This window comes from Nocardioides oleivorans (assembly GCF_004137255.1).
Lineage (GTDB): Bacteria > Actinomycetota > Actinomycetes > Propionibacteriales > Nocardioidaceae > Nocardioides > Nocardioides oleivorans.
The window spans coordinates 1,755,452-1,774,678 of sequence record NZ_SDWT01000001.1 but is presented as its reverse complement, the minus strand read 5'-3'; the positions used below and the strand labels follow the sequence as shown (position 1 = coordinate 1,774,678).

17 protein-coding genes and 1 tRNA gene are annotated in these 19,227 nt (G+C 72.1%); 10 read left to right on the top strand and 8 right to left on the bottom strand.

The genetic code is table 11. The features are described 5' to 3' along the window. Nucleotides 1-6: 6 nt before the first annotated feature. The 3 genes from EUA93_RS08425 to EUA93_RS08415 all read left to right on the top strand — a co-directional run bounded on the left by EUA93_RS08425 (nucleotide 7) and on the right by EUA93_RS08415 (nucleotide 5,559). Nucleotides 7-3,912 (top strand): heterodisulfide reductase-related iron-sulfur binding cluster, encoded by a 3,906-nt coding sequence (locus EUA93_RS08425; protein WP_207208633.1) that lies wholly within the window; start codon nucleotides 7-9, stop codon nucleotides 3,910-3,912. Nucleotides 3,913-4,073: 161 nt separating this feature from the next. Then, nucleotides 4,074-4,622, top strand: a complete 549-nt coding sequence (locus EUA93_RS08420) for a toxin-antitoxin system HicB family antitoxin (protein WP_129399716.1) — start codon at nucleotides 4,074-4,076, stop codon at nucleotides 4,620-4,622. Nucleotides 4,623-4,725: 103 nt separating this feature from the next. Next, nucleotides 4,726-5,559, top strand: coding sequence for a DUF4097 family beta strand repeat-containing protein (locus EUA93_RS08415; protein ID WP_129399715.1), 834 nt, complete (start codon nucleotides 4,726-4,728; stop codon nucleotides 5,557-5,559). Nucleotides 5,560-5,775: 216 nt separating this feature from the next. On the opposite strand, the gene EUA93_RS08410 is transcribed toward EUA93_RS08415, so the two are convergent. From EUA93_RS08410 to dcd, 6 genes are all read right to left on the bottom strand, one after another. Continuing rightward, entirely contained in the window at nucleotides 5,776-6,726 is a 951-nt protein-coding gene (locus EUA93_RS08410; protein WP_129399714.1) for a siderophore-interacting protein, read from the bottom strand. Nucleotides 6,727-6,888: 162 nt separating this feature from the next. Continuing rightward, nucleotides 6,889-7,701: an ABC transporter ATP-binding protein gene (locus tag EUA93_RS08405; RefSeq protein ID WP_129399713.1), complete on the bottom strand. Its 813-nt coding sequence runs from the start codon at nucleotides 7,699-7,701 to the stop codon at nucleotides 6,889-6,891. Continuing rightward, on the bottom strand, nucleotides 7,698-8,747 hold the full coding sequence (locus EUA93_RS08400) for a FecCD family ABC transporter permease (RefSeq protein ID WP_242497289.1): 1,050 nt from the start codon (nucleotides 8,745-8,747) through the stop codon (nucleotides 7,698-7,700). Before EUA93_RS08400 ends, EUA93_RS08405 begins: the two co-directional genes overlap by 4 nt. Further along, entirely contained in the window at nucleotides 8,744-9,757 is a 1,014-nt protein-coding gene (locus tag EUA93_RS08395) for a FecCD family ABC transporter permease (protein ID WP_242497288.1), read from the bottom strand. Before EUA93_RS08395 ends, EUA93_RS08400 begins: the two co-directional genes overlap by 4 nt. Before the next feature lie 22 nt (nucleotides 9,758-9,779). After that, a complete protein-coding gene (locus tag EUA93_RS08390) occupies nucleotides 9,780-10,844 on the bottom strand; it encodes an iron-siderophore ABC transporter substrate-binding protein (RefSeq protein ID WP_129399712.1) in 1,065 nt (354 codons plus the stop codon). Between the two features lie 104 nt (nucleotides 10,845-10,948). Then, nucleotides 10,949-11,524: a dCTP deaminase gene (gene dcd, locus EUA93_RS08385; RefSeq protein ID WP_165355092.1), complete on the bottom strand. Its 576-nt coding sequence runs from the start codon at nucleotides 11,522-11,524 to the stop codon at nucleotides 10,949-10,951. Nucleotides 11,525-11,581: 57 nt separating this feature from the next. Here dcd and EUA93_RS08380 point away from each other — a divergent pair, with 57 nt between their 5' ends. The 6 genes from EUA93_RS08380 to EUA93_RS08355 all read left to right on the top strand — a co-directional run bounded on the left by EUA93_RS08380 (nucleotide 11,582) and on the right by EUA93_RS08355 (nucleotide 16,342). After that, complete coding sequence (locus EUA93_RS08380; RefSeq protein WP_129399710.1) at nucleotides 11,582-12,343, top strand: SGNH/GDSL hydrolase family protein; 762 nt, start codon at nucleotides 11,582-11,584, stop codon at nucleotides 12,341-12,343. Between the two features lie 42 nt (nucleotides 12,344-12,385). Then, nucleotides 12,386-12,458: transfer RNA gene (locus EUA93_RS08375), tRNA-Gly, on the top strand. 190 nt (nucleotides 12,459-12,648) lie between these two features. Continuing rightward, nucleotides 12,649-13,881 (top strand): cysteine peptidase family C39 domain-containing protein, encoded by a 1,233-nt coding sequence (locus tag EUA93_RS08370; protein ID WP_129399709.1) that lies wholly within the window; start codon nucleotides 12,649-12,651, stop codon nucleotides 13,879-13,881. 13 nt (nucleotides 13,882-13,894) lie between these two features. After that, nucleotides 13,895-15,022 (top strand): hypothetical protein, encoded by a 1,128-nt coding sequence (locus tag EUA93_RS08365; protein ID WP_129399708.1) that lies wholly within the window; start codon nucleotides 13,895-13,897, stop codon nucleotides 15,020-15,022. A 10-nt stretch (nucleotides 15,023-15,032) separates the two neighbouring features. Then, nucleotides 15,033-15,671, top strand: a complete 639-nt coding sequence (locus EUA93_RS08360; RefSeq protein WP_129399707.1) for a DUF2461 domain-containing protein — start codon at nucleotides 15,033-15,035, stop codon at nucleotides 15,669-15,671. Then, nucleotides 15,668-16,342, top strand: coding sequence for an HAD family hydrolase (locus EUA93_RS08355; RefSeq protein WP_129399706.1), 675 nt, complete (start codon nucleotides 15,668-15,670; stop codon nucleotides 16,340-16,342). The genes EUA93_RS08360 and EUA93_RS08355 overlap by 4 nt, the downstream gene beginning before the upstream one ends. A gap of 3 nt (nucleotides 16,343-16,345) precedes the next feature. Here the strand turns inward: EUA93_RS08355 and EUA93_RS08350 are convergent, their stop codons facing one another. Then, nucleotides 16,346-17,704, bottom strand: a complete 1,359-nt coding sequence (locus EUA93_RS08350; RefSeq protein WP_129399705.1) for an SLC13 family permease — start codon at nucleotides 17,702-17,704, stop codon at nucleotides 16,346-16,348. A gap of 116 nt (nucleotides 17,705-17,820) precedes the next feature. Here EUA93_RS08350 and EUA93_RS08345 point away from each other — a divergent pair, with 116 nt between their 5' ends. Continuing rightward, the gene (locus tag EUA93_RS08345; protein WP_129399704.1) at nucleotides 17,821-18,438 is read left to right on the top strand and encodes a FadR/GntR family transcriptional regulator; all 618 of its coding nucleotides are present in this window, start codon (nucleotides 17,821-17,823) and stop codon (nucleotides 18,436-18,438) included. Nucleotides 18,439-18,441: 3 nt separating this feature from the next. On the opposite strand, the gene EUA93_RS08340 is transcribed toward EUA93_RS08345, so the two are convergent. Then, nucleotides 18,442-19,227, bottom strand: coding sequence for a hypothetical protein (locus EUA93_RS08340; protein ID WP_129399703.1), 786 nt, complete (start codon nucleotides 19,225-19,227; stop codon nucleotides 18,442-18,444).

Genomic DNA, 19,227 nt, shown 5'->3' with positions numbered 1-19,227 from the left:
CCCTTCATGCAGATCGTCGCGATCGTCGTCTCGCTCGCACTCACCGTCGCCGCCGTCGCCATGCTGGTGCCGGCCGTACGACGGATGCTGGGCGTGATCCGCTCGGGCCAGCCGGCTCCGGGCCGCACCGGGAACCCGACCGGTCGCGCGGCGACGATGCTGAAGGAGACGTTCCTCCACACGCGGATGCTCCAGTGGCACTGGGTCGGCGTCATGCACTGGTTCGTCTACGCGGCGTTCCTGTTCCTCAGCACGGCCGTCCTGGCGGCGTACTTCCAGCTCTTCTCGCCCTCGTTCGCGTGGCCGATCATCGGCCACTGGTACCCCTACGAGTGGTTCAGCGAGCTCATCGGCCTGCTGAGCACGATCGGCATCGTCTACCTGATCGTCTACCGCCAGAAGCACCACCCGCGCTCCGAGGGCCGCAGGAGCCGCTTCTTCGGCTCGAACTTCTGGCAGGCCTACTTCGTCGAGGCGCTTGCGCTGCTCGAGGGTGCGGCGATCCTGTTCGTCCGCGCCGCGGAGTGGAAGCTCGACGAGGACGCCGGGCGCTCGCACTACCCGATCGCCTCGTGGATCGGCGACGCGCTCTACACCAACGACGCCTCCACCCTCGAGAACCTCATCTACTTCATCGCCGCCTTCAAGATCGCGCTGGCGATGATCTGGCTGATGGTGATCGCCCGCAACATCACCATGGGCATCGCGTGGCACCGCTTCACCGCGTGGTTCAACATCTACTTCAAGCGCGAGGACGACGGCAGTACCGCGCTCGGCGCGATGAAGCCGCTCACCTCGGCCGGCAAGCCGGTCACGCTCGACGACATCGACGACCTCGACGAGGACTCGGTGCTCGGCGCGGGCTCGATCGAGGACTTCTCCTGGAAGGGCATCCTCGACTTCACCACCTGCACGGAGTGCGGTCGCTGCCAGTCGCAGTGCCCCGCCTGGAACACCGAGAAGCCCCTCTCGCCCAAGCTGCTGATCACCGCGCTGCGCGACCACGCGTACGCCAAGGGCGACCCGAAGTCCGAGGGTCACGAGGCGCACGCCGAGCGCCAGCTCGTGGGCGTCGGCTCGAAGGGCGAGAGCGCGGGCTCCGGCACCGACGTGCTCGACTACTTCTACAACCCCGCCGACGGCGACTTCGTCATCGACGAGGACGTGCTGTGGAGCTGCACGTCGTGCGGCGCCTGCGTCCAGCAGTGCCCGGTCGACATCGAGCACGTCGACCACATCATGGACATGCGGCGCTACCAGCTGCTGGTCGAGTCGAACTTCCCCGCCGAGCTCAACCAGCTCTTCAAGGGCCTGGAGAACAAGGGCAACCCCTGGAACATGTCGGCCTCGGCCCGCATGGACTGGGCCAAGGGCCTCGAGTTCGACGTGCCGGTCGTCGGGGAGGACCTGGAGTCCCTCGAGTCGGTCGACTGGCTGTTCTGGGTCGGCTGCGCGGGCGCGTACGAGGACCGTGCGAAGAAGACGACCCGTGCGGTCGCCGAGCTGCTGGACATGGCCGGCATCTCCTTCGGCGTCCTCGGCAACGGCGAGACCTGCACCGGCGACCCGGCCCGCCGCGCCGGCAACGAGTTCGTCTTCCAGGGCCTCGCGCAGCAGAACGTCGAGACCTTCAAGGAGTACAAGGTCAAGAAGGTCGTCTCGACCTGCGCCCACTGCTTCAACACGCTCAAGAACGAGTACAAGGACTTCGGCATCGAGCTCGAGGTCGTCCACCACACGCAGCTGCTCAACCGGCTCGTGCGCGAGGGCAAGCTGACCCCCGTCAAGGAGGGCGCGGGCGCCGCGAAGCGCTCGATCACCTACCACGATCCCTGCTACCTCGGCCGCCACAACCAGGTCTACTCGCCGCCGCGCGAGCTGCTCGAGATCCTGCCCGGCGCCGAGTTCGTCGAGATGGAGCGCAACTCCGAGCGCTCCTTCTGCTGCGGCGCCGGCGGTGCGCGCATGTGGATGGAGGAGAACCTCGGCGAGCGGATCAACATGAACCGCACCAAGGAGGCCGTCGGCACCGGTGCCGACCAGATCGCCGTCGGCTGCCCCTTCTGCCGCGTGATGCTCTCCGACGGGCTCACCTCCCAGCAGGCCGCGGGCGAGGCCCGCGAGGAGGTCGAGGTCCTCGACGTGGCGCAGATGCTGCTCGCGTCGGTCAAGGGCGAGCAGGCGACCAAGGCCGCGCCGGGCTCCTCGCCCGCCGCCGCCCCGGCCGCCGCCCCGGCCGCCGCCCCGGCCGCCGCGCCGGCCGCGAAGTCGGCAGACGTCGCGACCAAGGACGAGCCGGAGGCCGGTGACGTCACGATCACCGAGGACACCGTCACCGAGACCGCGGACGTCGGGCCTGCCGCGAAGGCGTCCGGCGGGTCGTCGCTCTTCGACACCCCGGCCACCGAGCCCGCCGCCGAGCCCGCGAAGCCTGCCGAGTCCGGTGGCTCGCTCTTCGACACTCCCGCTCCCGAGCCCGCCAAGCCCGCCGAGCCGGCCAAGCCCGCCGAGTCGGGTGGCTCGCTCTTCGACACTCCCGCTCCCGATCCCGCCGCCGAGCCCGCGAAGCCTGCCGAGCCCGCGGCAGGCGGGTCGCTCTTCGACGTACCCACCACCGAGCCCGAGGCTCCGGCCCCGACGGCTCAGGCACCTACCGCGAAGGCTGCACCGGCCACCGACCTGGGCAGCGGCGGGTCGCTCTTCGACGTGCCCACCACGGAGCCCGAGGCCCCCGAGGCCCAGGCACCTGCCGAGCCGGAGGCGAAGGCCGCACCGGCCACCGACCTCGGCAGCGGCGGGTCGCTCTTCGACGTACCCACCACCGAGCCCGAGGCCCCCAAGGCCCAGGCGCCTGCCGAGGCTGTCGAGCCCGAGCCCGAGCCGGAGGCGAAGGCCGCACCGGCCACCGACCTGGGCAGCGGCGGGTCGCTCTTCGACGTACCCGCCACCGAGCCCGAGGCCGCCCCCAAGGCCGAGGCGACTGCCGAGCCTGCCGAGCCGGAGGCGAAGGCCGCACCGGCCGAGGCGGCGCCGGCGGCGAAGCCCGCGGCCGACCTCGGCAGCGGCGGGTCACTCTTCGACATCGCCGCTCCGGAGCCTGCCTCCGAGCCCACGACCGAGCCCGCAGTGGCGCCTGAGTCTCCCAGCGACTCACGTGCGAGCGCGGCAGAGCCGACCACGCCTGCGAGCACGGACGGAAGCTACGGATCGCTCTTCGACGTCGCCAGCCCCGAGCCCGCCGTCGCCCCTGAGTCCCCCAGCGACTCAAGCCCGAGCGAGGCCACGGTCGACGTTGAGTCTCCCAGCGACTCGAGCCCCAGCGAGGCCGCCGAGGAGGCGCCTGAGGCAGCACCCGCGCCCGTGGCGGAGGCACCGGCCTCGAGCGGTACGACGTCCGCGCCGAGCACCGACGTCGACATCACGAGCCTCGGCTCGCTGTTCGACGTCCCCGCCCCCGAGGCGACCCCGGCCGCTGCGGCGACGAGTGACGAACCGGCGGCCCCGACCGCCTCTTCGTCCCACGTCGCCGAGGACAGCGAGCCGGAGCCTGCGCCGGAGCCGGAGCCGGAGCCGGAGGTCGCCGAGGAGGCAGCTGCTCCCAGTGCGCCCCCGAGCGGCGCGGACCTCAGCCAGGCGGCGTCGTTCTCCGAGCCGTCCGAGCCCACTGCCGAGCCCAGCGCCGCGGCCGGTGGGGAGGTCCCCGAGGCGGAGCCCGCAGCGGAGCCCGAGGCCACCGTCGAGGACCCGGAAACGGTCCTCGACGCAGATGACGACGCAGGCGCCGAGCAGGCCGACGAGGTCGACGAGCCCGATGCCGAACGGCCGAAGCCGACCGCGAGCCCGGACGCCCCGGCCCACACGCCGAAGACCGACGTCGACATCAACGGCTCCGGCTCACTGTTCGACCTCTAAGTCCTGCTGTAACGCCGGGTTCGCAGCTGTACCCACCCCTCTGCAGCAGGGGTGGTACAGCCATGAACCCGGCGTTACAGCGCGACGGTGACAGCATGCTGCACCCGCATGACATCACCATCTGCTTGACATGACATCACGGTGATGTCATGGTGGTGCACATGGACATCACCCCGTACGTCGACACCCTGCGCCGCGACCTGGTCGCCGCGGCCGAGGCGGGGAGCGACGAGCTGAAGCAGGCCGCCGAGCGGCTGGCCTTCGCCCTCGACCCGAGCGCCCGGCTCGCGCTGATGGAGGCCATCTCGCACGCGGCCGCCGAGATCACCGCCGAGCTGCCCGAGGGCAGCGTCGACGTCCGGCTGGTCGGTCGCGAGCTCGACTTCGTCGTCGAGGTCGCCCCGGCCGCCGCCCTCCCCACGCCTCCCCCGCCGCCGGTACCGCCGGCCGCGCCCGAGGAGGACGACGGCGACCTGTCCCGCATCACGCTCCGCATCCCCGAGGCCGTCAAGGCTCGCGCCGAGGAGAAGGCCGCGGCCGCCGGGCAGAGCCTCAACACCTGGATGGTCGGCCTGGTCCGCAGCGCCACCAGCGAGCACGCGATCAACGTCGACATCGACCTCAGCAGCGTCCCCTTCGTGGGCTACGACCCGTTCGCGGCCCACCGCAAGCAGGGCAACAACAGCCGCCGGATGAGTGGCTGGCAGTGACCGCCCCACACCCGTCCTCGAGGGCCTGACCGGCCCACCCCACCGCACACCGCGGACCGGCACCCGCCGGCCCGTCGGACGAACACACCCTCAGGAGCCCTCCATGAGCAACGTCCTCGACCACAGCTTCGACACCCCGGCACCCATCGGCCTCTACGTCGAGAACGGCCGCGGCCGCCTCGACGTCACCGCGACCGAGACCACCGAGACCACCATCCGGATCACCGGCGACCGCGCCGAGGAGTTCGACGTCCGCGACCTGGGCGACCGCATCGCGATCATCGCCCCGCGCCGCAACAGCGGGCTCTTCGGCCGCGAGCCCCAGCACGACATCGTCGTCGAGGTGCCCGTCGGCAGCGGCCTCAACGCGAAGGTCGGGAGCAGCGACATCGCGACGCACGGCCGCTTCTCCGACACGAAGATCGACTGCGGCTCGGGCGACGTCTCGCTCGACCTCGTCGACGGCGAGACCGACGTGCGGACCGGGTCCGGCGACGTCGTCGCCCGGCACCTCGCCGGCGAGGCCCGCGTGAAGTCCGGCTCCGGCGACGTCCTCGTACGTCGCTCCGACGCCAGCCTGGTCGTCACGACCGGCAGCGGCGACGTACGCGTCGAGGCGTCCACCGGCGAGCTCGCCATCAAGACCGGCTCCGGTGACGCCGAGGTCGGCGCGGTCAGCGGCGACGCGATCTTCACCACCGGCTCGGGCGACTTCGCGATCGGCCAGGCCTCGGCCGGTCGGATCACCGCCAAGACCGCCAGCGGCGACGTCCGCATCGGCGTCCGCGCCGGGCTCCCCGTCTGGACCGACATCCGCACCGCCAGCGGCACCCTGTCGTCCGACCTCCCGCGCACCGGCGAGCCCGCCCCCGACCAGCCCTACCTCGAGGTCCGCGCCACCACGGCCTCCGGCGACGTCACGCTCCACCAGGGCTGACGCCCGCCCGCGCGGCACCACCACCCAGACCCACCCAGACCCACCCCGACCCACCCCGACCCGCAGACCCACCTCACACAAGGAGAACCGCCATGCACGACTCGTTCACCGACATCGAGCTCATCGCCCGCCACCGCATCTCCGAGCGCGTGCGCTACTCCCCCCGCGCGCCCAAGCGTCGCTGAGCAGGACCCGCAGGGGCGCCGCGACCGGTGGTCAGGACTTCATGGCCACGCCGCGGCGCCAGTAGCCCATGAAGGCCACCTGGCTGCGGTCGAACCCGAGCTCGTTGACGAGGTGCCGGCGCAGCCCGGTCACCACCTTCGACTCGCCCGCGATCCAGGCGTACGTCCCCACTTCGCAGGCAGCCCCGGGAGCACCGCCGCCCGCCACGTCCTCGCCGGACGAGGAGTGGGTGGGCGTCTCCCAGAGGTCGGGGTCGACCTCGTCCTCGCCGACCTCGACCCGGGCGCCCGGGATGCCGAGGTGCGCGACCACCGCGTCGTGGAGCCGGACCCCGAGCTCGGCGTCCTCCCGGGGAAGCCAGACGACCTCGACCCCGGCCGGCCCGATCGTGGTCTGTACGTCGCCGACGTGGGGCACCTCGAGGAAGGCCGTCCCGCGGGCGTCCGCCGGCAGCTGCTCGAGGACCGTGCACACCGCGGGCACCGCGGTCTCGTCGCCGACGAGCAGGAGCTCCGCACCCTCGGCGGGGACGAACTCGATGCCACCGTAGAAGTGGCCGCGGCGCGGCGCGAGCACCACGATGCGGTCGCCGACGGCCGCGGTCGAGGCCCAGGTCGAGCCGGGCCCGACGAGGTCGCCCTCGAGGTGCAGGACCATGTCGACGACGAAGGTCGTGGAGGCACCCGAGCCGCGCACGTCGCGGATCGTGTAGGTGCGCATGTGCCCGCGTTCCTCGGTCGGCTGCTCCATCCACGTGGAGAACCAGGAGGCGTCGGCGCCCTCGGTCGAGGTGATCGCGCCGGTCGCGGGGTCGGGGAAGATCAGCTTGATGCGCTGGTCGTAGCGCGGGCCCTCGACGCCGAACTCCGCGAGCTCGGGGCTGGCCAGCTCGACGCGGACGAAGGTCGGGCCCAGCCGGTCGACCGAGACGACCTCGACCTCGGTGAAGAGCAGGGGCAGGACTTCGGACGTCGTGGTCATCGCATCTCCTGGGCCGACGAGGGACGAGTCGGCGCCCCAGGCCTCCCCCCAGGGAACCCGGTGACGCCGACTCGCGGTGGAGCGGTCTTACTTAGGTAACCCTAACCCCATGCCACGGGGTTTACGCAACAGGGTCGTGCCGTTAATCACCGGCGACCTGGGTCACACCCGGCCGTTGCTGCGGTGCCGACCGATCGGGACCACGAGAGGAGTGCCGGAGACGGGGTCGTCGATGACGGCGCTCTGCATGCCGAAGACCTCCTGGACCAGCGTCGTGTCGAGCACCTCCGACGGGTCGCCGACGGCGTACACCCTCCCCTCGGACACGGCGATCAGGTGGTCGGCGTAGCGCGCGGCGAGGTTGAGGTCGTGGAGCACCATGACGACCGTCGTGCCGCGCTCGACGTTGAGGTCGTGGAGCAGGTCGAGCATCTCGACCTGGTGGGCGACGTCGAGGAAGGTCGTCGGCTCGTCGAGCAGCAGCAGGTCGGTGCCCTGCGCGAGCGCCATCGCGATCCAGACCCGCTGGCGCTGGCCACCCGAGAGCTCGTCGACCACGCGGTCGGCGAGCGAGGCGGTGTCGGTGAGGACCATCGCCTCCTCCACCGCCGCCCGGTCCTCGGCGCTCCAGCGCGTGAAGACGCCCTGGTGCGGGTGTCGTCCGCGACCGACGAGGTCGGCGACGACCACGCCGTCGGGAGCGATCGGGTTCTGGGGCAGCAGCCCGAGGACCTTGGCGACCTCCTTGGTCGGGCGCTTGTGGATCTCCTCGCCGTCGAGGATCACCGCCCCGCCCTGCGGTCGCACGAGCCGGGCCAGGCCCTTGAGCAGCGTCGACTTGCCGCACGCGTTCGGGCCGACGACGACGGTGACCTTGCCGTCGGGGATCTCGACGCTCACCTCGTCGACGACCTTGCGGTCGCCGTAGCCCAGGCTCACCGCCTCGGTGTGCAGCCTGCTGGTCGGGTCGGTCATCCGGTCCTCCCGGTCGCGGCGCCGCGCGCCAGTAGCCAGAGCAGGAACGGTCCGCCGACCGCTCCGGTCACGATCCCGACGGGCAGCACCACGCCGGGGATGAGGTACGCCGCGGTGTAGTCGGCGAGCAGCATGAGGATCGCCCCGACGAGGGCACCGGCGAGCAGGCTGTGCCGCCCGCCCATGAACGCGCGGGCGATCGGTCCGGCCATGAAGGCCACGAACGCCACGGGGCCGGCGGCGGCGACCGCGACGGCGGTCAGCAGCACGCCCACCAGCAGCAGCACGTCGGTGCGGTGCCGCCCGACGCCGAGCCCGGCGGCGGCGTCGTCGCCCATCTCGAGGGCGGGCAGGGCGTGGGCCAGCACCGCGAGCAATGGCAGCAGCACGGCGAGGACGACGGCGAGCAGCCCGATCGTCTGCCACGGCACGTTGTTGACGCTGCCGACCAGCCACCGCAGCGCGAGCTGGACGTCGTACGTGTTGGAGCGGGCGAGGAGGTACTGGATGACCGACACCATCGCGGCGGCGACGCCGACCCCGACCAGCACCAGCCGGTAGCCGCCGGTCGTGCCGGCGACCCAGCGCACCACCGCCGCGATCACGACGGCACCCACGACGGCGAACACCGACACCGCGCCGTCGCGCAGGTCGAGGGTGAGGATGGCGAAGATGCCGGCCGCGCTCGCGCCGAGGCTGACCCCGACGATGTCGGGGCTGGCCAGCGGGTTGCGCAGCAGCATCTGGAAGAGCGACCCCGCCGACCCCAGGGCCAGCCCGACGAGCACCGCCAGGACGGCACGCGGCAGCTTGCTCTCCATCAGGATGAAGGTCGAGACCGGCATCTGCTCGCCGAAGAGGATCCGGAAGAAGTCGGGGACCGTGAAGGTGTAGTCACCGAGCAGCACGCGCACCGCGAAGGCGGCGACCAGCCCCAGCGCGAGGCTGGCGAGGACGAGCAGCCGGCGCCGGCGCGGTCGCGCGGTGGCGGCGCGCATGTCGGCCCACGCTGCGGAGCGGGTGGCCTGGTCGAGGACGGTGTTCACAGCCCCATCCGTCCGCGCCGGACCAGCAGCAGGAAGAACGGCACCCCGATCACGGCCGTCATGATGCCGACCTGCACCTCCGACGGTGGGAGGACGATCCGCCCGACCGTGTCGGCGAGCAGCACCAGCACCGCGCCGTACCCGGCACTGAGCGGGAGCAGGTGGCGGTGGTCGGAGCCGGTGCGGGTGCGGACCAGGTGCGGGACGATCAGGCCGACGAAGGCGATGGGGCCTGCGGCGGCCGTGGCCGTGCCCGCGAGCAGCACGATGGCGAAGCCGACCAGGACCCGGTCGCGCGCGGTGTGACGGCCCAGGCCCTTGGCCATCTCGTCGCCGAGCGCGAGGGCGTTCAGCGTGCGGCTGAGCGCGAGGGCGAGCACGGCACCGACGACGAACATCGGCACCAGCGAGACCACGAGGTCCCACGAGCGGCCGCCGATGGAGCCGACCTGCCAGCGCCGCATCACGTCGAGCGTGGTCTGGTCGACGAGCTGCACGGCGACCGTCCAGCTGCTCGCGGCTGCGGCGAAGGCGGCTCCGGCGACCGTGAGCTTCGCGGGGGTCGCACCGTCGCGACCGACCCCGGCGATGGTGTGGACCGCCACCGAGGCGACCGCTGCGCCGACGAGGGCCAGGAGGACGTACGACGTCATGCTGCCCGCGCCGAGGTAGGCGATGCCCAGCACGATGGCCAGCGCCGCCCCGGCGTTCACCCCGAGGATGCCGGGGTCGGCGAGCGGGTTGCGGGTCAGGCCCTGCATGCAGGCACCCGCGAGGCCGAGCGCCACGCCGACGCACAGGCCGAGGGCGGTGCGGACCGCGCGCACCTGGAGCACGGTCTGGTCAGGCCCGTCGCGGAAGAGCTCGAGCGGTGAGAACAGGCGCGACCCGACGAAGACCGAGACGACGGAGGCCACCACGAGGAGCGCGAGCATCACGGCGTACGCCGATGCCGGGCCGGCCGCGGAGGTGCTCCGCGGCCGGTCCAGCAGCTCGGTGGTGGTGGCCATCGTCGGTGTCGTCAGGCAGCCGTCACGGCGTGGAGCCGTCGCCGTCGACGGCCGCGGCGACGTGCGGGATGTAGCGCTCCATGCCGACGGGGATCGACAGCGGCGAGGGGGCCGAGAGGCCGATCGCCTCGGTCACGTCGACCGTGGCGTACCAGCGGTTGTCGGCCACGGCCGGGATCTGCTGGACCAGCGGGTCGTCGGCGAGCTCCTGGACGTTCTCCTCCGAGTTCGCGTAGGTGAGGAAGACGTCGGCGTCGAGCTGCGCGGTGCGCTCGGAGGAGATGTTGAAGAGGAACTGGCCGGGCTCGCTGCGCTCCTCGACGAGCGGGGAGTTCACCATGCCGAGCTCGACGAGCAGGCGCGGCCGGTTGTCCATGGAGGTGTAGACGTAGAACGACGACGGGTCGGCGTTGGGGCCGGCGAAGGTGAAGGTCTTGCCCTCGAGCTGCGGGAACTCCGCCGCCGTGTCGGCGATGACCTGCTCGGTCTCGGCCTTGACCTCGTCGGCCAGTGCGGTGCGGCCCAGCGCCTGGCCGACCATCTCCAGCGACTCCTGCCACGTGGTGTTGTAGGGCGCGTTGGGGTAGGCGACGACCGGGATGCCCGCGTCGGTGAGCTTGTCGTACTCCTCCTGCGTGATGCCGGACTGCGTCGCGGTCACCAGGTCGGGCTGGAGCTTGACGATCTCGTCGACGGGCACGCCGTCGGCGGTGCTGAAGCGGGTCGGCTGCTCGGCGCCGTCGATCTCGCCCAGGGCCTCGTCGAACCAGTCCGACGAGTCGTTCTCGTTGCCGGCGTACTCGATCTTGTCGGCACCGACCGGGACCACGCCCAGCGAGAGCGGGTAGTCGGCCTCGGCGTAGCCGACGGAGACCACGCGGGTCGGCTCCTCCTCGATCGTGGTCGAGCCGAGCGCGTGCTCGATCGTCACCGGGAACGCGTCGGCGTCGACCGAGCTGGTCGCCGTCGGGGCGGCGTCGGTGTCGTCGGCACTGGTGGACCCGGTGCTGCAGCCGGCGAGCGCGGCGAGCAGGAGGGTGGCCGCAGCAGCCTTGAGGGCAGTGGGCGCGGCAAGACTTCGCTTCATCGGGGGCTCCGTGGGGCAGGAAGGTGAGGCTAACTTAGGGAAGCCTAACCATGCTCGGCCCGCGCGTCATCATCGGGCCGGGGGACGCCCGTCACACGGGCCGCTCAGATCTGCGTGCGGTGGAAGCCCTGGAACGACCGGCTCGGTGTCGGACCGCGCTGGCCCTGGTAGCGCGAGCCGTACTTCTCCGAGCCGTAGGGGTGCTCGCTGGGAGAGGTGAGCCGGAAGAAGCAGAACTGCCCGATCTTCATGCCGGGGTAGAGCTTGATCGGCAGCGTCGCGACGTTGGCCAGCTCGAGCGTCACGTGCCCGGAGAAGCCGGGGTCGACGAAGCCGGCGGTCGCGTGGGTCAGCAGCCCGAGGCGGCCCAGCGACGACTTGCCCTCGACGCGAGCGGCGATGTCGGCGGGGAGGCTGACCACCTCGTAGGTGGACCCGAGGACGAACTCGCCCGGGTGCAGGATGAACGGCTCGTCGCCCTCCGGCTCCACCTCGCGGGTCAGCTCGGACTGGTCGGCCGCCGGGTCGATGTGCGGGTAGCGGTGGTTCTCGAAGACCCGGAAGAACCGGTCGAGGCGTACGTCGACGCTGGACGGCTGCATCATCGCGGGGTCCCACGGCTCCAGGGCGATCCGGCCGGCGTCGATCTCAGCGGTGATGTCGCGATCAGAGAGCAGCACGCGGCCGACCCTAGCCTCCGTTTTCCACGCTGGGGAGCGCGTGGTCACAATGATCCGGTGACCTACCACCGCTTCGTCGCCCTCGGCGACTCCTTCACCGAGGGAGTCGGTGACCCCGACCCCGCCCACCCCAACGGCCTGCGCGGCTGGGCCGACCGGGTCGCGGAGGTCCTCGCCCGCCAGACCGACGACTTCGGCTACGCCAACCTCGCGATCCGCGGCCGCAAGCTCGGGCCCATCGTCGACGAGCAGCTCGACGCCGCCATCGCCCTCTCGCCCGACCTGATCACGATCCACGGCGGCGGCAACGACGTGCTCCGCCCGCGGGTCGACATCGACGCGATCGCAGCGACGTACGACGCCGCGATCGCGCGGCTGGTCGCGACCGGGGCACGCGTGGTGATGTTCACCGTCTACGACCCGGGCGCCGGCGGCATCTACGGACCCGTCCGCGGCCGGATGGCGGTCTTCAACGAGTGGGTCCGCGAGATCGCCGACAACCACGGCGTCACGCTCGTCGACATGTGGCGGATGCGCGACGTCGAGATCGCCGCGGCGATGGACACCGACCGGATGCACCTCAACGCCTTCGGCCACACCTACATCGCGCGCGCCGTGCTCGACGCGATCGGTGTCGAGCACGACATCCCGCCGGTCGAGCTCGACCCGCTGCCGGTCCTCGGCCGCCGCGACCAGCTGCGCGCCAACGCGCAGTGGACCCGCGAGTTCCTCGTCCCCTGGGTCCACCGCCGGGTCACCGGCCGCTCCTCGGGCGACACCGTCTCCGCCAAGCGCCCCGGGCTCAGCGAGGTCCGCTGACCAGGCTCCGGTAGTGTTCGGCCCGCCGTACTCGTACGGCATGCGGATGTAGCTCAGTTGGTAGAGCGCGACCTTCCCAAGGTCGATGTCGCGAGTTCGAGTCTCGTCATCCGCTCCGCGAATCCATGGAGTCACCGGATATCCGGTGACCGCCCCGGTTGTCGGCCCAGATCCAGGCCGACAAGCGGGAGACTCGGGTGCACAGTTCCCCGCGCACATACCCAACCTGTGACGCATGAGGAACTTGCGACTTCTGTGACCAGAGGGGACAGTGAGTCGATCCGCTTCTCGGAGGTTCCTTCCCCATGCCCCTTCCCCGACTCCTGCCCGGCCTCGCGCACCAGATCGCCGGCGGCGACCAACCGCGGCCCCTGTGGCGCCACCCGGCCACGATCGCGGCAGCCGCGCTCGCCCTGACGCTGGGTGCGGTTCCGTTCCTGCCGGACAGCAGCGGCGACGACGGCAGCCGACCGGGCGGGATCGCGCCGGCAGCCGACGCCACGCCGGCACCGTCCGGTGCCGGCCCCGGCGAGGTCACGCCCGAGATGCAGGCCGAGATCGACCGCGTGGTCGCCGCGGGCAGCCGTCTCGACCGCGCACAGGGACGTACGGCGACGGCTGACGCGTCCGTCCGCTGCGCGACCTTCGAGGGCCAGCGCTACTGCCTCGGCTTCGGCTGGACCCACCAGTCCCGCAAGGCCCTCGCCGCCCGCCTCGACGCCCCCACCCCGGCCGGGCGCGAGCAGACCGGCGACCTGGACGCCGACGGGCTCCTGGCCCGCGCCTCGCGACGTACGTCGACCGAGCGCGCCGAGGCCGAGCGCGCCGAGCTCACCGCGGCAGCCCGGGCGGTCGGCAAGGTCTGGCTGCTCCGCCACGAGATCCAGGGCGTCCCGCTGCCGGACGACTTCGCGCAGCAGCACCCGGACCTGGCGCTCGATGGGGTGAGCGCCCGGACGTTCGGGAGGAAGTACCCCCGCAAGGACAAGATCCTCACCAGCAGGGTCGCCCGGGCACAGAACGAGACGTGGTGGTGCGGCCCGGCGACGATGCAGGCGATCGGCTGGAGCTCGCAGGGCACCCGCAAGACCCAGTCCTACTGGGCCCGCCGCCTCGGCACCACGAGCGCCGGCACGTCGATCACCGACATGGTGCGCGTGGTCAACAACAAGACCCACTACGACGCGAAGAGGTTCGCCGGACCCTACGTGGTGCTCGACATCAGCGACTTCAGCTTCCGCCAGTGGTACCGCCTGATGATGCGCCACATCCACGACTACCGGGCGCCCGTCGTGCTCCACCCGGTCCTGCTCAAGCAGTACTACCCCTACCTCGACGACGACGCGAGCGGACACTTCCAGGTCGGTCGCGGCTTCGACCAGAACCCCGGGGGCAACCGCCAGATCGGCTACTTCGAGCCGTGGGACCAGTCGAAGTTCGACCCCAGCGAGCCGGCCATCTCACGCGTCCAGTGGCGCAATGCCTACCGCTCCTACCGCGCGAACCTCGACCACTTCCAGCGCAACGTGGGCGTGTGAGGGGGCGTCTGACGTGAGGCGTACGACGATCGCGCTGGTGCTGCTGGTGCTGCTGGTCGCGCTGTCCGCCTGCTCGTCGGGCGGGAGTCCGAGCGGAAGCCCGAGCGGAAGCCCGAGCGGGAGCCCGAGCAGCCAGGACGGGAGCCCGAGCGGCAGCCCGGGCGAGGCACCGACCGGCGGGACGCGCGAGGACCCGACCGTCGTGGAGCCGACCGAGGCCCTGCTCGACTGGACCGAGACCGGCAACGCCGCCGGGACGCCGTACCTCCAGGGGCCCGCGTGGACCGCGGCCACCACGGGCGGCGGCAGCAGCGTCGTGCTGACGGGAGGCGACCCGGACGTCACGGTCGAGGCCGGTGGCGGCCGCACCATCTCCGAGGTCCTCATGGACGAGGACTGGGCGGTCGTCGTGCGCCAGGACAAGGCCGAGACCGCCCCGAGCGAGGTCGTCACGGTCGACCTCACCACCGGCGAGCGGGGCACGGTCGCCACACCGCCGGCGGCGAGCGGCGGTTCGTGGGCGATGACCGGCGGCGACCTCTACTACCCGACCTACGGCGACGGGCGGGCGTACTGCCTGGCGACCTACGCGCTCGCCGACAGCAACGGCGAGGACGGGTGGTGCGCGCCGGGGAACACCGGCTTCTCCCAGCTGACCGCCAGTGACCTCGGCGTCGCGATGATGACCTTCGACGACGCCCGGCCCGTGGCCTGCCGCACCGCGAACCTCCTCGACGGCAGCGGGGTGCCGCAGCCGGTCGAGGGCCCGACCGAGTGCCGGGCGTGGGACGTCGCCGCGGCCCACGACGGCTACGCCTGGTCCGAGGTGCCGAAGCCCAGGCGGCAGGAGGAGGCCCACTTCTACGCCTCGGCCTACGACGCGTTCTTCGACCTCGGCCCCGGCACGACCGGCAGCCTCACCCCCTGCGGCGACTCCCTCTTCTTCGTCCGCGACCCGCAGACGGGCGACGAACCAGCGCGGCTGATGCGTTGGACGCCCGACCACACCCTCGAGGTCGCCTACGAGTCCACCTCCACCGGGAACGCGTTCCTCGGCGAGCCCGCCTGCGCCGGCGGCGTGCTCACGCTGTCGTCGTTCGGCGAGCAGGGCGACGAGCAGGTGTGGGCGCCGGTCGCCTAACGTGGGAGGGGTGAGCTTCACCGGATTCCCCGTCGCGGCGCTGGACTTCTACGACGACCTCGAGGTCGACAACACGAAGTCCTTCTGGGAGGCCCACAAGCACGTCTACCAGGAGTGCGTCGCCGCGCCGACGAAGGCGCTGATGGCCGCGCTGGAGCCGGAGTTCGGCACGGCCAAGGTCTTCCGCCCCTACCGCGACGTCCGGTTCGCGAAGGACAAGACGCCCTACAAGACGCACCAGGGCGCGTTCGTCGGCGCGGGTCCGGCCACGGGGTGGTACTTCGAGATCTCGCCGCGCGGCACGCGCGTCGGCGCGGGGTTCTACGACGCCGACGGGCGACGCCTCTCCGCGATCCGCGAGGCGATGGCCGACGACGGGACCGGCAGGGCCCTCGACCGGCTCCTGAAGAAGCTCGAGAAGGACGGATTCGAGGTCGGGGGCGACCAGCTCAAGACGTCACCGCGCGGGTACGACGCCGACCACCCTCGCATCCACCTGCTCCGTCGCAAGCAGCTCGTCGTCGGCCGTCCCTACGGCTTCGAGCCCGACGCCATCGACGCCGGCCTCGTCGACCGGGTGCGCGAGGACTGGCGTGCCCTCAAGCCGCTCGTGACCTGGCTGACCGCCGTCCGGGTCGAGCCCACGTGATCGTCACGTTCGACCTCTTCAGCGCCCTGACCGACACCCGCACCGGGGCGTCGAGGACGTTCGCCGGGATCGCCGCCGAGCGCGGCTGGAGCCAGTCCGGCGAGGACCTCTACGACGCCTGGGACGCGCACAACAAGGCCCTCCAGAAGGACGCGCGCCCGCCGCGGACCTTCCGCGAGGTGTCGCGCTCGGCGCTCGTCGCGGCGTACGCCGACCTCGGGCTCGGCGCCGAGCTCGCTCCCGGCGACCTCGCCCGCCTGCACGAGACGATCCCCGACTGGCCGCTGTGGCCCGACGTCGAGGCGGGCGTCGCCGGGGTCGCCGCGCTCGACCGGGTGTCGGCCGTCGGGCTGCTCTCCAACGTCGACGACGACCTCGCCCGGCTCACCCGCGCCCACGCCCTGGTGGACCCCGACCTGGTGCTGAGCTCCCAGCGCCTCGGTGCCTTCAAGCCGAGCCCGGACATCTACACCGCCGCGGTGGCTGCCGTCGCGCCCGAACGGCTGGTGCACGTCGCCGCCTCGGCGCGGGACGTACGCGGTGCGCTCGAGGCCGGCATCACGGCGGTTCGGCTCGCGCGCCCGGGGCACGTCGTGGATGCGACAGGTCCGCGGCCCCCAAACGAGGTGCAGGACGCCGCGGACCTGGCAAGCACGATCGTCGGGCTCTAGTCGCTAGACGGTCGGCACGACCAGCACGGCCCAGGCCACGACCGGCGCCACCACGACGATCGACATGCCCCACTGCATGAGCCGCTTGAAGACCATCTCGCGCTGGTCGGGCTCGGCGTTGGCGACCACGAGAGCGCCGTTGGTGGAGAACGGGCTGCAGTCGACCACCGAGCTGGAGATGGCCAGAGCGGCGATGAGGCCGACCGCGCTGACCTGGTCGGTGAGCAGGAACGGCACCGCCAGCGGGATGAGCGCTCCGATGATGCCGGTCGTGGAGGCGAAGGCCGAGACCACGGCGCCGATGAGGCAGATCAGCACGGCCGCGACGAGCGGGGCGCCGACGTCGGCCACGCCGTCGCCGAGCCAGTCGACGACGCCCTGGTTCTGCAGGAGCGTCACGTAGGTCACGATCCCACCGATGAGGAGCACCGTGCCCCAGCTGATCTTCTCGACCGCACCCTTGGCCGAGGCCGGGAAGGCGAGGGTGAGGGCGACGGCGATGGTGAGGGCGGTGAAGCCGACGTCGAGGTCGAAGCCGAGCGCGCCGACCATCAGCGCCACCAGGCCGACGAGGGTCACGATGCGCTGGGCGTTGAGCTTGCTCGGGTCGTCGACGTCGGAGGACGCCGCGACGGAGCGCTTCGCCTCGACCGCGGAGTGCGGGGTGCCGCCGCTGCCGCCCGAGCGCGTGGCGGCGTACGACGCCTGCTCGGCCTCGGCGCCCATGGCCGCGACCTGGACGTCCTCGCGTCCGCGGGCGATGAGGGCCCGGCCACCGAAGGCGACGTAGGTGACGACGGCGATCAGCGTGGCGGCGAGGAACGTCGAGAAGAACAGGAACGTCTGGCTGCCCGGCAGGTCGTTGCCCTCGACGACGCCGTTGGTGATCGAGCCGAAGATGCCGATCGGGGAGAAGCTGCCGGCGGTCGCGCCCTGCACCACCATCATCCCCATCATCACCGGGTGGATCTGGTAGCGGACGGCGAAGCCCATCGCGACGGGCGCGACGATCGCGACGGCGGCCGGGCTGACCGCGCCGATCGCGGTGACGATCGCACAGACCAGGAACATCGCCCACGGCACGAGCGCCACCCGACCGCCGACCGCGCGCACCGAGCCGTGCACGATCCAGTCGACCGTGCCGTTGTTCTTCGCGAGCGCGAAGAGGTACGTCACCCCGACCAGGATCACGAACAGCCCGCTCGGGAAGCCGGCGAGCACGTCGTCGGTCGTCGCGTCGTAGACCGCGAGCCCCACGATGAACGACGCCACGAGCGCCAGCGCACCCATGTTGACGCCGCGCACGGTGGCGACGAGGAAGACGATCACGAGGACCGCGAGGGAGATCAGTTCGTGGGACACACGTTCCACCTAGTCGAGTCGAGGATGTGACCGGGGCCACGTCGAGCATGTGACGCGCATCATGCCAGTGGCTAGGCCACCTAGCAACCGGGCCACAGTGCCACTAGGGTGGATCCATGCCTGAGCAGCCCTCGCGGAACCTGCCACCACTGCGGCGCGAGCGCCTCTACGAGAGCCTGGCCGCGCACATCTCGGACTTCATCGAGGCGCAGGGCCTCGTCGGCGGCGACCGGCTCCCGCCCGAACGCCAGCTCGCGGCCGACCTCGGCGTCAGCCGCGCCACCCTCTCCCGTGCCCTGGCCTCGCTGGAGACCCGCGGACGGATCGAGGTCCGGCACGGCGTCGGCGCCCTCGTCCGCGACGTCGACGGCGGGGCCGACTCGCGCCTGCAGGAGCGGGTCGACACCCAGCCGCACGCGGAGGTCGCGGTCGCGCGCGAGTCGATGCTCGCCGGCCTGGCGCGCGCCGCCGCCGTGCACCCCAACGCCTCGCTGCGGCTGGCGATGCTGGCCGACGACGGGCGTCCCCGCAGCTTCGAGCACACGTGGCGGTGCGTACGACGCCTCGCCGACTCGCCGCTGCTCGTCGACCTCGACGACCTGCTCGCCGACAAGGCGCCCCCGCCGGCCGACTCCCCGGACCTGCGTCACTCGCTCGACGTGCTCGCCGACGCCGTCATCCGTGGCGACGCGAGCGCGGCCGCGACGGCGTGCGCGGGGATGCTCGCCGGCTGAGGCCTAGCCGAACCAGGAGCCGCTCAGGGCCAGGGCCTCCATCTCGGCCATGGTCAGCACCGGTTCCCCCGCCACCACGTCGCCCTGCTTCTCGTCCGTGGTGTTGCGCGCGATCACGTCGATCTGCCACCCGTCGCTGGTCGCCAGGGTGAGCGACCGCTCCAGGAACGACTCCGGGACGCCGGTGCCGCCGCTCGGACGGGCCTCCTCGCGCAGCAGTCGCGACCCGTCCGGGAGGGTCGTGCAGTCGAGGTCCGCAGCGGGCTGGCAGATGTGGCTCGGGGCCAGGGGGTCGCCGCCGTCCTCGACGACGAGCGGGTTGTTGTACCACCGGATCCGGAACGACACCTGCGCCCCGTCGACGGTGGCGTAGTAGAGGCGTGGGAGGTCCTTCCCGGACTCGTCCACGTCGACGCGCCGCACCGTGGCGGCGCCGGTGAGCTCCTGGAGCGTGGAGGCCATCGCGTCCGGCGACACCAGCGGGCGGAGCTCGTCGGCGGGTGGCGGCCGGTCGGGGTCGGCGGCGACCTCCGTGCCGGCCGTCGTGGCGCCGTCGGCGATCTCGGGGTCGCGGGCGCTGTCGGGGTCCCCGAGCAGGGGTACGACGGCCGCCAGCCAGCCGACGACGCCGATCACGGCGAGCGAGGCGACCGTCGTACCGATCCGGGCGCGGCGCTGGCGTGAGCGGCCGCGGGAGACGCCGCCGCTGACGAGGCGGTCGACGTCGGGGGCGAGGTCGTCGCTGGCGCGACGCAACAGCTCGGTGACGCCGGTGTCGTGCTGGGACAT